15 protein-coding genes and 1 tRNA gene are annotated in these 11,778 nt (G+C 52.4%); 8 read left to right on the plus strand and 8 right to left on the minus strand.

The window, feature by feature from the left end:
- Window positions 1-20 precede the first annotated feature (20 nt).
- From KWG61_RS07315 to KWG61_RS07330, 4 genes are read left to right on the plus strand one after another with little or no spacing between them, the layout of a single operon-like run.
- The gene (locus KWG61_RS07315) at window positions 21-383 is read left to right on the plus strand and encodes a GIY-YIG nuclease family protein (RefSeq protein WP_242745408.1); all 363 of its coding nucleotides are present in this window, start codon (window positions 21-23) and stop codon (window positions 381-383) included.
- A complete protein-coding gene (gene uvrC, locus KWG61_RS07320; RefSeq protein WP_242745599.1) occupies window positions 350-1,888 on the plus strand; it encodes an excinuclease ABC subunit UvrC in 1,539 nt (512 codons plus the stop codon). Before KWG61_RS07315 ends, uvrC begins: the two co-directional genes overlap by 34 nt.
- Window positions 1,885-2,892 (plus strand): D-alanyl-D-alanine carboxypeptidase family protein, encoded by a 1,008-nt coding sequence (locus tag KWG61_RS07325; RefSeq protein WP_230267592.1) that lies wholly within the window; start codon window positions 1,885-1,887, stop codon window positions 2,890-2,892. Before uvrC ends, KWG61_RS07325 begins: the two co-directional genes overlap by 4 nt.
- A gap of 60 nt (window positions 2,893-2,952) precedes the next feature.
- A complete protein-coding gene (locus KWG61_RS07330) occupies window positions 2,953-3,474 on the plus strand; it encodes a metallophosphoesterase (protein ID WP_256460848.1) in 522 nt (173 codons plus the stop codon).
- A 308-nt stretch (window positions 3,475-3,782) separates the two neighbouring features.
- On the opposite strand, the gene KWG61_RS07335 is transcribed toward KWG61_RS07330, so the two are convergent.
- Window positions 3,783-3,859, minus strand: a tRNA-Arg gene (locus KWG61_RS07335).
- A gap of 115 nt (window positions 3,860-3,974) precedes the next feature.
- On the opposite strand from KWG61_RS07335, the gene KWG61_RS07340 reads away from it, so the two are divergent.
- The 3 genes from KWG61_RS07340 to KWG61_RS07350 are packed head-to-tail and all read left to right on the plus strand — an operon-like array spanning window position 3,975 to window position 5,327.
- Window positions 3,975-4,856 (plus strand): InlB B-repeat-containing protein, encoded by an 882-nt coding sequence (locus KWG61_RS07340; RefSeq protein ID WP_242745410.1) that lies wholly within the window; start codon window positions 3,975-3,977, stop codon window positions 4,854-4,856.
- 8 nt (window positions 4,857-4,864) lie between these two features.
- Window positions 4,865-5,002, plus strand: coding sequence for a hypothetical protein (locus KWG61_RS07345; protein WP_230267595.1), 138 nt, complete (start codon window positions 4,865-4,867; stop codon window positions 5,000-5,002).
- A 1-nt stretch (window position 5,003) separates the two neighbouring features.
- A complete protein-coding gene (locus KWG61_RS07350; RefSeq protein ID WP_230267596.1) occupies window positions 5,004-5,327 on the plus strand; it encodes a DUF1828 domain-containing protein in 324 nt (107 codons plus the stop codon).
- Here KWG61_RS07350 and tig read toward each other — a convergent pair.
- The 7 genes from tig to KWG61_RS07380 form a co-directional block, all read right to left on the minus strand.
- On the minus strand, window positions 5,317-6,552 hold the full coding sequence (gene tig / locus KWG61_RS07355; protein ID WP_367614346.1) for a trigger factor: 1,236 nt from the start codon (window positions 6,550-6,552) through the stop codon (window positions 5,317-5,319). The genes KWG61_RS07350 and tig overlap by 11 nt on opposite strands.
- Window positions 6,506-6,631, minus strand: a complete 126-nt coding sequence (locus KWG61_RS16170; protein WP_256460815.1) for a hypothetical protein — start codon at window positions 6,629-6,631, stop codon at window positions 6,506-6,508. Before KWG61_RS16170 ends, tig begins: the two co-directional genes overlap by 47 nt.
- A 608-nt stretch (window positions 6,632-7,239) precedes the next feature.
- Entirely contained in the window at window positions 7,240-7,725 is a 486-nt protein-coding gene (locus tag KWG61_RS07360; RefSeq protein ID WP_230267598.1) for a hypothetical protein, read from the minus strand.
- Window positions 7,671-8,948 carry a hypothetical protein gene (locus KWG61_RS07365; protein ID WP_230267599.1) on the minus strand — a complete coding sequence of 426 codons (1,278 nt, stop codon included), beginning with the start codon at window positions 8,946-8,948 and terminating at the stop codon, window positions 7,671-7,673. The genes KWG61_RS07360 and KWG61_RS07365 overlap by 55 nt, the downstream gene beginning before the upstream one ends.
- Before the next feature lie 51 nt (window positions 8,949-8,999).
- Complete coding sequence (locus KWG61_RS07370) at window positions 9,000-9,461, minus strand: metallophosphoesterase (protein WP_230267600.1); 462 nt, start codon at window positions 9,459-9,461, stop codon at window positions 9,000-9,002.
- On the minus strand, window positions 9,451-10,128 hold the full coding sequence (locus KWG61_RS07375) for a LamG domain-containing protein (RefSeq protein WP_367614347.1): 678 nt from the start codon (window positions 10,126-10,128) through the stop codon (window positions 9,451-9,453). The genes KWG61_RS07370 and KWG61_RS07375 overlap by 11 nt, the downstream gene beginning before the upstream one ends.
- Window positions 10,053-10,364, minus strand: coding sequence for a hypothetical protein (locus KWG61_RS07380; RefSeq protein ID WP_230267601.1), 312 nt, complete (start codon window positions 10,362-10,364; stop codon window positions 10,053-10,055). Before KWG61_RS07380 ends, KWG61_RS07375 begins: the two co-directional genes overlap by 76 nt.
- A 765-nt stretch (window positions 10,365-11,129) precedes the next feature.
- Between KWG61_RS07380 and KWG61_RS07385 the strand changes: the two genes are divergently transcribed.
- On the plus strand, window positions 11,130-11,759 hold the full coding sequence (locus tag KWG61_RS07385; protein WP_230267602.1) for a hypothetical protein: 630 nt from the start codon (window positions 11,130-11,132) through the stop codon (window positions 11,757-11,759).
- Window positions 11,760-11,778: the final 19 nt, after the last annotated feature.

The following is an 11,778-nucleotide window of genomic DNA, read 5'->3' on the forward strand; positions in this document are numbered from 1 at the left end:
ATAAGCCCGGATGCTACATCATGAAAGATGCAAATCAGGAAATCCTGTACGTCGGAAAAGCCAAGGTTCTCAAAAACCGGGTTCGATCCTACTTTCACGGCGTTCACAATAACAAGACCACCAAACTGGTGGCCCGCATCGAAGATTTTGAATTCATCAATACCACAACCGAAAAGGAAGCGCTGCTTCTCGAGATCAATCTGATCAAGAAATACCGGCCGCCCTTTAACATCATGTTCATGGATGACAAAATGTATCCATACATTGAAGTCACCAAGGGGCGGATTTCCAGGTCCGCATTACCCGTAAGGCCAAGGGAAGAAACAGCGACTTTTTCGGTCCCTATCCGATTTCGACGTACGCCTACGACATGGTCAAGCTGATCAGTCAGCTCTACCCGATGCGCCGCTGCCGCACGATGAGCAAGACGCCCTGCCTGTACTATCACATGCACCAGTGTCCGGGCTTCTGCTTTCAGAAAGTCGATGAAAAAGAGGCGCTCGCGCGCCGCGAGAAAATCATTCGCTTTCTCAAAGGCTATACCGGGGAAGTGAAAGAAGAGCTGCAGGAAAAGATGGCCGAAGCGAGCCAGAACCTGAATTTCGAGCGGGCACAGGAACTGCTTGGCCAGATCCGTTCCATCGACTACATTCAGGAAAAGCAGACAATCGACTTTTCGATCCGGGACAACTTCGATGTCTTTGGCTGGTACGAAGACAAAGGCTACATTTCCTTCCAGGGCTTTTTCGTGCGCGAGGGCAAGCTGCTCGAACGCAACATGTCCGTTGCACCAATTTATGAAGACGTGCAGGACGCGTTTGTGTCGTATATTTTGCAGTACTATCAGACGAACAAAATCCCATCGACCATTTACGTGCCGGAAGGAACGGATGTGGAGTCGCTCGAAGACGCGCTCGATACGAAAATCATCATTCCGCAGCGCGGCGATCGAAAGAAGCTGACCGAACTGGCGTGCGCCAACGCGAAAGAAGCACACGAACAGAAGTTCCAGCTCATTTACCGCAAGGACCGTGAACTCGAAGGCGCCAACCGCAAGCTTTCGACCATTTTCCATAAGCCGATCCATACGATTGAGCTGTTCGATAACTCGCACATTTCCGGAACGTACAACGTTTCCGGTCTGGTCGTCTTCCGCGACGGCAAGCCCGATAAAAATGCGTACCGCAAATACCAGCTCGACGGCTACCGCTCCGATACCGACTCCATGAAGGAAGTCGTGCGCCGCCGCTATTCCCGGCTGCAGCGCGAAAACAAGCCAATGCCGGATCTGCTTCTCGTCGATGGCGGTGTCGGTCAGATTCATGCCGCCCAGAGCATTCGCGATGAGCTGGGCATTCCGCTGACGATCGCGGGTCTGGTCAAGGACGATAAGCACTCGACGAGAGCGCTCCTCAATGAAAATCTTCAGGAAATCCCGCTCGATAAAACCGATCCGCTGTTTTTCCTGCTGACGCGCATGCAGGATGAAGTGCACCGCTTTGCGATAACGTACCACCAGAAACTGCGCGCCAAGGGCATGACCAAGTCGATTCTCGACGATATTGCCGGCATTGGGCCAAAGCGCAAAAAACAGATTCAGTCGGCCTACCCGTCTTTGAAAAAGATGCGGGCAGCGTCCTTAGAAGATTTTGAAAAAATCGTTCCGGCCAAAACGGCGGCGCTGCTCTATGCGCGCCTGCACGAAAACGATGAAGAAAAGACGGATACCGCCAGTCCGGCGGAAAACGCCGAAACCGTCCCCGTGTCGGATGCCGGAAATACCCGAACGGCGGCAGAAACGCCGGCGTCGGATCCGAGTGTTGCAATATCTGATCCGGCCGATTCGCTCCATACAGAAGAGAGGGCAGAAAGGGGAAGCGAGGAATGAAAGCGAACGAAACCCATTCGATGAAATCGAACAAAGTCATTTTGCGTACCCGCCTCGTCATTTTCTTCTGCTGCGTGGCCTTTGCGCTGCTGACCTTTTTCCATTTGCAGAAAGTGGCCGATCCGCTGACCCGCTACCCGTACGGAACGCCGGAACAGCGCAATCAGCTGGCGGTGCTGCTCGATGACGAAGACATCAACACGCTGATCAACATGCAGCTGCTGCCCGAAGAAGTGCTGCCCTACGCGAGCGTAGCGGAATTCAACATGGACAACATCCGCTATTACCAGCAGATCATGGCCGCTCAGGCGGCTGATCCGCAGTTTGTGGTCTATTTCGTCAACACGTACCGGGATCGCATGGACGCCGACCGGATGAGCGAACTGCTCGGCTGGCTGTCCTATACGGATCTGATCAACTATTTCGAATCCGGCAGCACGCTGCCGCTCTATCACGGACGCCCCGATGACCTGACAGCCGTTCTCAATGGAACCGAAACGATTCTGCGCTGGGAACCTGGCGATCTGACCGAAATCGCGCCGGGCATCAGCCTGCGCTATCCCGCCGCAGCGAGCTGGCTGCAGATGGCCAGTGACGCGGCTGCAGCCGGTCATGAACTCAAGGCCGTCGGCGGCTACATGAGTCAGGCAGACCAGCAGCAGGCGCAGGAACATGCCTCGTACAATCAGGGCCCATACGGCACCCGGGAAGAACAGTTCGGCTTGAGCGTTCGTCTTTCCGGCTTTGACGAATGGAACGACGTGGTTTCGAAAGAAAAAGGCGAAGACTGGAGCAAAGCCTGCGACGATCTCAGTAAAGAGCAGAAAAGCACGCTCGACTGGCTGAGCGAGAATAGCTGGAAATACGGCTGGGTCTTCCGCTATCCCCAGCAGAAGGAAGAGAAAACCGGGGTCAAATGGCAGCCGTTCGTTTTGCGCTATGTCGGTCAAGACGCAGCCTCTGAGCTTTTTGAAAAGGGCGAAGTTCTCGAGGAACTAAAATAGAAATCGAAGAGCAGATCTTTCTATATCACGCTGCTCAAAACAGGAAACGGAGGAAGCAGGATTGAAAGCACAGATTATTGTGGCCAGCGATACCCATGGAGCAGGAAACCTGCTCACCGAACTGGAAAAGCGTATCCGCATGCCGATCTCTTTCTGCATTGCGGAGATCTCGAAAACAGCCCGGAATACTTTCCCGCCTGGATTTTCGTGCGCGGAAACAATGACTACGGCGGAAACCGTATGATGCCAGACAGCCGGGTCGTCTCCTATGCGGGGATCCGCATTTACATGACGCATTCCCATCGCCTTGGCTATTACAGCCGGCTCGAAAAACTGGCCGCCTTAGCTAAGGAAAACGACTGTCAGATTGCGGTATTCGGTCATACGCACGTACCGCTCATCAAGAAGGTCAACGGCGTCCTGCTGGTGAACCCGGGAAGCATGCGTTTTCCGCGGGATGGCAATTCGCCCTGCTACGCGGTGATTGAAGTCGACGATAACGATCAGATCCACGCAAAACTGATCCATCAGGAAGACTGGCCGTTCAAACCGAAAAACAGCTGGACCGGCGGCTGGTGGTAAGCCGATCTACCTGATCGACGAAACGGAAAAACAGATCCCGGTCTGCTTGAAGAAAAGCAGGCCGGGATTTTTGAATGGTCGATGAGCGTCTTCATCTGGAGAAATCTCCAGCGCGCGAGGGATTCTGACGAAGACGTACAAACCGGATTCCGATTTGTACCGCCTCTGCCCACGCACCCGGTTCAGTGATAAAATGAACTCCAGAACGCTTAGAAAGAAAAAGCCTGTCTTCGTAAAAAGAAAACAGGCGAGATGGCAGGCAAATCCGAAAAGGCAAAAAAACGCCTTTTCAGGCGATTCGTTCTAAGTGGCGTCCTGGAGATGATTCGAACACCCGACCGTGCGCTTAGAAGGCGCATGCTCTATCCAACTGAGCTACCAGGACAGCGAGATTATTTTAGCACTAATCGAAAGAGGATCAAGCAATTTATGCCCAAAGATATTCAAAAGAAATCCAGAACGGAACGAACGCGCCAAAGACTCTGGATCGAAGCCGCCTTTTGGATTCCCATACATCATCGAAAAATACCCCGGAGCGGGAAGGGTACTACTTCGCGGGCTGGTACGTCGATCCGGAACTGACGCGTCCAGTCAACCCGGCGGGACTTCTGCCCGATACGATGCAGCTGTATCCCAGCTGGAAGCCGCTTTCCTACAACATCATTTACGAACTCGACGAGGGCATGAACTCGCCGCTGAACCCCCACAGCTATACCGTCGAAAGCGGTCTGCTCAAGCTGTACCCGGCGCAGTGCGAAGGCAAGCTCTTTACCGGCTGGCTGATGGATGGCGAGCTGATCGAATACATCGATCCGTCGTGGATGCGAAGAATCCGTCTGAAAGGAACGTTCGATGCTCTGGTGGAAATTTCCTTTGACTCATGTGGAGGAAGCCGCGTCGCTCCGGTAAAAACCGATGGCGCGGGACGCATTCACCCGCCGTTTTCGCCGATCCGGATTGGCCATCGCTTTACGGGCTGGTATCTTGATCCAGCCTGTCATCGCGCCTGGAATCCGTCCATGCGCTTTGCCAAGCCAACAACGCTTTACGCGGGATGGAAGGAAGAAGAATACGAAATTCGCCTGGATCCGGACAAAGGCGTGCTGGACGTCGATCCGGTGCTCTCCTACTCGATCAATACGCCTTCGTTTACCTTGCCGGTTCCCAGGCGCAAAGGCTGGAGCTTTGGCGGCTGGTATGACGAGCGCGGCAACATCTGTCTGATGGTACGCAAAGGCATGAGCGGCAATCGAAATCTGCATGCCCTCTGGGTGCCGGAAAGCGAAGAAAGTCTGCATGTGCCCGGCCGTTTCTGGAGACCGCTTCATCTGGATTTTGAAGATGAGGAAAGTATCGATACGCAGGGTCTGTCTGAGAAATAGGACAAAGTATGGATTTGGATCGTGCGGGAATTGTGACCGCGATGAACGCATGGCTTGAACAGCCGGATCGAGGGTCCTGCATGGAATGCCGGCAGCCGTATTTCGATCGACACGGGGATCAGATTATCGTGTATCTGGAAAAGTAAGATGCGGGGATACGCCAGCGATGACAGGACACTTCTGAACGGTCTGGAACTATCTGGAATCGCCATTGAAAATGAGAATCAGTCTCGTCTTGCGTCTGTCTGTGCAAAATACGGTTTGATTCGTAAAGGAAACGAGCTGCGTAAAGAAACAAATTCGGATCGCCTGCCAGACGATCTCGTGCATTTTGCACAGGCGCTTCTGGAGATTGAAAAACAGCTCGGTGAACTGCCCTTGCACACGACAAAGGGCTCCAGTATGCGCGACGATCGAAATCCGCATACCCGCTCCACTGTGTCCGAAACGGCCTGCCCGTTTATGAAATGATGAACATGAAAAAGCGGCTTCTGCCCGGCATCCTGGGATTGGATGCGGGCAGAAGCCGCTGATTTTTACTGGCGAGGAAACTAGTCTTTTTGGTGTTGTTGGCTTTCAGGAATTCAAGCGTTTTGCGCTGAGTGATCTGCGCGGCTACGGCTTCCTGCGGGATGAACATTTTCAGCTGTTCAGGCGGGAAGTTGTAAACGGTCGAGAGCAGTTCGTACTCTTTGGCAAGATCCTTTTCGTCGGCACCGATCTGTTCGGCACTGGCGATGGCATCGAGAACGAGTGCGGAACGCAGTTCGTTTTCAGCTTCCGGTACCAGACGGGCACGGAATTCTTCCGCAGTCTGCTTGGACGCTTTCAGGAAGTCATCGAAGCTCATACCGTACTGTTTGAGCTGGTTTTCGTACTGTTCCATGTGCTGGGAAACCTGGGAGTCGATCATGGCTGCCGGGATGTCCATCTGCGCGCCTTCCGCTACGCGGGTGAGGATCGCCATGGCCAGACGGTTTTCTTCCTGTTCGGTTTTCATCTGGGTCAGTTCTTCACGGATCTTGGCTTTCAGCTCATCAACGGTGCTGCAGCCTTCGAGGTTCATCTTCTTGATGAATTCATCGTTGAGTTCCGGGACGATGGCTTTCTGAACGGATTTTACGGTGACTTTGAAGATAACCGGCTGTCCAGCCAGAGAGGCTTCAAAGTAGTCGGACGGGAAGACAACTTCTACGCTGCGCTCGTCGCCGGCTTTGACGCCGATCAGCTGATCTTCGAAGCCAGGGATGAAGGTGTGGCTTCCAAGAACCAGCGGATAATCGTTTGCGCTTCCGCCTTCGAAGGCGACGCCGTCTTTTTCACCGACAAAGTCGATGACAACCTGATTTCCGTCTTCCGCAACCGCGTCTTCTGGGAGCGGTTCGAAGAGGTTCGTCTGGTTGATACGGCCCATAACGTTCTGGAGAACTTCTTCTTCCGATACGGTGATCGGCTGTTTTTCAAAGTTCAGTCCGGTATAGGCAGGAGAGTCACTTCTGGAACGAGGGTGCAGGTCAGGGTAACCTGAACGTTGCCGTCGGCATCCGCTTCGGAAAGGAATGCAGGCTGGGTAGCCAGCTTGAGTGTGTGTTCCTTTGCGGCTTCGGTGAAGACTTTTCCGCCTTCCTGAGCCAGAGCGTATTCCTGGGCTACCGCTGGATCTTCGGATCCGGTTGCTTTTTGGCAGCTTCGATATCGGCTTCGTATTCCGCTTTCGGAATGGTGAAGGTAATTACTGCCTCATTTTTCTTAGGATATTCAATTTTATAGTCCATGATATTCATCTTCCTTCTGTGTCCATTTTAACAAATTCACCATGAACCATGCGGGATTTGACTGTTCCGGCCAGACTGTTCAGGGCGAGGGTCAAAGGTATTCCAATACGGAATGGAAAAGCAAGCGAATCGGATGAAAACACAAAACTAAAGCAGAAAAGGCGAAGAAAGAGGAATCCGATTCGGATGCCTTTTCACAAAAACAGGCCGTAATCCGGGCAAAATGCGCCCGGGCTTCGGCCTGTCGACAATTTATATGCGGTAAATGGAACGATTTCGATCGATGAAACTTTGTGGACCCCATTTTCATCGAGGCGGCAGGAAGTGCAGGGCTCAGCGACAGTTTATTCTTCCTGGCCGGAAAGCGTTCGTGAAATCTGCAGATCGATCGCGTGTGAACGATCGATTTTGCGGATGTGGAATCTGGATCCGCCGGATTTTTTCAAAAATTCGAAGGATCCTTTTGCCCGAATGTGTGAGATCTGAACACCGCAGCCCGAATATCTTTGTGATGTGCAGAAGAAATTTTGTTCTTTATGGAACTGGATTTGCGTATTTGGATTTACTTAGCTGTTTTGGATTCCGGCTTTTCGTATTTCGTTATGAAATCAGAAAAGACGTTTCGCGTCGGGAAGAAGACGCAGATGGAGAATCGATGCATGCAGGGCTTTCACCTGCGCATCAATATCTTCCTGCGTCATCGCTTCTGCGGATGCCTCATCGACAGACGCGATCATCTCATCCGCGGCTTCCAGAACGTCTTCCATCGTCTGCCAGCCGGCGGACTGGAACTGCGCCTTGGCGTATCCGTGCGCCTTTTGCGAAAGGAAGTGCAGGGTATCCAGATTCAGCGTCAGGACAGGCAGAAGTTCGAGGGTATCGATCGCGTTCTGCAGATTGGTGCAGGCGTTTGCGATGGAGGATTGGCTGAGGGCTTCAAGATTTGTCTGGAGCGCTTTGGCTTCGTTCAGGGCGGACGTCAGATTCGTAAGTGACTCTTCTGTATACAGCTTGGAATCGACAGCTTCTGCGGTTTCGATCAGCGTATCCAGTGCAGCTGATCGCCTTTGAGAGCGACGAGTTCGAGTGAGCAATCCAGACGGGATTTGGATGTATTGACCTGTTCCTGCGCGGCGTTCTCGTTTACCAGCAGGGGTTTTGCTTCACTTAAAGCGGCTTCAAATTCCGATACAATCGCTTGGGGCAGACCGTTAAGATCGCCGGCTTCCTGTTTCGCTTCGGCCGTATTTACCGCCGTCTGCAGAGCGCTTCGATCGACTTTGACTTTGAGACCGTCGATAGCGGTCTGCAGGGAAGTCGAAGCGGCAGTGATGTTTTCCTGATTCAGACGGCTCAGATCCGCTTTAAGAGCTTTTGCCTGCGACACCGCTGTGGTAAGTGCGGAAACGGAGGCTTCGGTATATTTGTCGGAATCGATGGCTTCGGCTTTGGCGATCAGCGCGTTGAGCGCGCTCAGATCGTCTTTTAACGCCGCCAGATCGAGGACGTGATCGACACGGACTTTGGATGCATCGATCTGCTCCTGCGTGGCGCTTTCATCTTTTAACAGGACATTGGCTTCGGTTAAGGCTGCATTGAATTCGGCGACGATGTTTTCTTCAAGACCTTCGAGTCCGCCGGCGGTCTGCAGGGCAGCAGCGGTATCAACGGAAGCCTGAAGCTTGCTTCGGTCAGCGGGAACGGCTTCTTCAAGTTCTGCGAACGCGGCAAGGTACTTTTTCTGGAGGACGTTGATGGCCTGACGCGCAGCAGCGCCAAAGTTTCCGTACGTCCTGGCCTGAATTTCTTCAGCCTGACTCTGGTACTCCTGAAGCGCTGGATACGCTTTGTTCCAGGAGTCGGCGGTGTAGTCTTTTTCGTTCAGTGCTTTGGTGCGGGCCACAAGAGAAGGCAGTGTGTTGAGTTCGACGATGACATCGTAATCGGGCATCCATTCTTTCGTATTGTGGTTTCTTGCACGGAATACGACTTCCGTATCGTAAACATACACTTCATAGCCCAGGCCTTTGCCGGTAAAGACAGGAACATCGACAAGGGTTCCCCAGACGGAGTCCATGATTTCCGCTGTGCCAAACGGGTTATGAATATGACCGGTGATGAGAATCGTTTCGGGATGTTTAGCCAGGATGGTTTTCATGGCTTCATCCTGATCGCCGAATCCGTTGTAGTTCATCGAACCGGAGTGGGTATAGTTGAGTGCCTGATGGATCATGATGAAAGCGGGGCGGGAAAGCGACTCGTCTTCGCTCAGTTTTTCATCGAGCCAGTCGAGCTGTTCCTGCGAGAGCCACGCCATATCCTTCGGCGAGTTTTCAGAGTTGAGAACAATGAAGTGATAGCCGTCGATTCATTGATCGTAGTAGAGCTTGTCGTCATTTTCACCCATATATCTGGCGTTGTTTTCCAGATAGCTGGCGGAAATGATCGGGAAATGGGCGTTTACGCCGCTTGGACTGTCTTCCCACTGTGATGACGTCGGTCCGCGCATTTCGTGGTTGCCCATGGCGACCAGAACGCCTTCGGTTTTCTCGCTCAGACCGGCCTCAAGCCGGTCGTAGAAACTCGTCATCTGTTCTGGCATGCCGCTCTGTGTCAGATCCCCGGCCAGAAGGATCGCTTTGGCTTCGGGGTTGATCGTATTCATGTCGGCGAGCGCTTCGGAGAAAGTATTCAGAGACGCTTCACTGGACGTATGAAGGTCGGAGACGACGTGGAAGCTCAGCTTAGCCGGCGTACCTTCCATGAACGTGTCGTATTCCTTTAACAGCGCGTCATAAATGGCCTGCCGATCGGCACCTTCAGCTTTCATGTCTTCGCGCTTTAGCGAGGGACGCTTTCATTGTTTCGATAGCGTCAGGGGTGTAGCGTTCGCCCGCGGTCATCAGATCGATCGGCCGGTCGATGCGCTCCAGCTCCAGATCCATTAAATACGTATTGGCGGATGCGGCAATTTCCTCGGCGCTCAGCGCACGGCGGCTGACACTGAATTCATCGATCCACGCGTCGTCTACCGCCAGGAACTTCGTGCCGTCGGATTTGTTCGAGGCACCGATCAAAAAGTCGGACGAATCGATTGTTCCATGGTGGGCGGCAATCGATTTGGGCGCTTCCGCCTGCTTGCCGTCGATGTAGTACGTCATCGTTTTGGCACGGCCGCGGTCGATCACGGCCGCAATGTGGTGCCAGGTGCCGTCGGTCGGCGTCGTGATGCGGCTTGAATCCGTACGCGAACCGCCCGGTGTCTGGAAGTTGAGCGTGACGCCGTTGACCATATCGCCGATGGTAAAGCCGGGATTCGATCCGGAAACCCATTCCTTGTTGCCGACGATGCAACCTTCGGTCTGAGAATCGGCCGACGCCTTGTACCAGAACTGAACGGTAAAACTGCCGGTTCCAAATTTCAGATCATCCGGCTGACCAAAGTTGATATACTGTTTCGCTTCATCGGTGCGTTCGATCGAGTTGACGAGATGGATGGCTTTTCCAAGTTTTCCTTTGCCGTATTCCGGGGAGCCGACAACGGTTCCGTTGTTTTCGCCGCCGCTTCGTCCTTGGCGCTTTCCTGATCGAAGCTGACGGAAAGCACCGGCTTCGGGGCGGTTTCTTCCGCGGCCAGGACACAGGTCATGTTCGGCGCAGCCTGCAGGACGGACAGACCAAGCGAGGTGCTGAGCGTCAGCACAAACAGACTGTTCATTTTTCTGTAAATCATGCTGAACCTTTCTTAGATTTTCTCTTTAATCCTTATTTTTGTTTGTGCGGCATACGTTTGGCTGCACGCAGGAAGAGGCGAAAAAAAGACGCTTCTTCCAGACCGCCCTGTCCGATCGAAGCGGGGAGATTCGATCAAACGATGGAGCGATCCATTTCTGGCCCGTGCAGTTTCTCTCCTTTCTGCCTGCACTGGTTTGTGCCAGAATTGCTGATAACCCTTACATCCTTAATTTTATAGAAGGAGCGATTTTTGAATCCAAGCGTATTGTTCAGGGGTCAGAATTTCAGTCCGGTTTGTACGAAATCTTTTGAATTGACGAAATCGGATACAAAAAACGGCTTTTCAGGTGAGAAATGCCGATTGATGAAAAATTTCAGTGAAATGCGCAATATGACCAGACCAGCGGAAAGGCCTCAAAAGTCAGAGCAGGCCTGTTCGCGATACAGAGCCTTCATCCGCCCGATCAGAAATTCACCCCTTTAAAAGGATACGGTTCTTTCCTGCCAGAATGAGACTGCGTCCTGAACCGGAAGCTTTAGGGAATGCCGTAAGAAAGGGTTTAGAGTGTTCAGAAAGCCTCTGCATCGTCTGTACTTTTCAAAACGGATTGCCCGCATATGCACCCGCTAAGATTTAGCGGCGTCAGGACTGATAAATACAGCTTTATTTTGAAATTTGTTACAATGATTGAGGCTTGTGAAATGGAAGAATGGTTGTCATGAACACGACCGCTTCTGTATAATTTTCAGGCTCGGAGGCAGTATGAACCGAAAGGACAGCACATTGGAATTGAATCCCCGTCTTGCGGATTCCGTAAATGATCCCGCAAGTGACAATAAACAGAACCCGGACGATATGGCCAGCGTTCTCAGGCTGATCCATGGATCCGAATCGGATCAGGAAAAAGCCGTTTCGCTTCTTTGTACGATGGATCTGAATGCCTGTCATGACGCATGTCAGCAGCTGCTTTCGAGTCCAGTGCTTCTGCAGGAATTTAAAGGCGAACTGATTCTGGCTTTGATCCGACAGAAAACAGATTCTCTGTTTACAATGGAAAAAGACAACGTCAGTTATCGGTTTAACCCATCCCTTTTAAATGACCCCGATAAAACGTCGATCATTTTGCAGACCAGAGACTGGCTGGAAACGATGCTGGAAGGAAATCGAACGTTCGGCGCCCGATTTGCTTATCAGCTTCTGGACCAGGAAATCCTGGAAATGCTCCCCAATGATTTTGAGGGCTATGATCCAAAGCGTCTGGCCGGATCCATTATCCGGCTTGTCTGCAGGGAGATGAACGACGAGGCCGGTCTGGAAGCGATGGAAAAGAAGTATTATCCCGACGGTCTCAAGCCGTACCCGCTGCGTATAGAAACGAGAGGAAAATTTTGAGTATGAAGACAAATTCCGT

Origin of the sequence: Allobaculum sp. Allo2 (genome assembly GCF_022701175.1) — a bacterium.
In the GTDB taxonomy this organism is placed as follows: domain Bacteria; phylum Bacillota_I; class Bacilli_A; order Erysipelotrichales; family Erysipelotrichaceae; genus Allobaculum; species Allobaculum fili.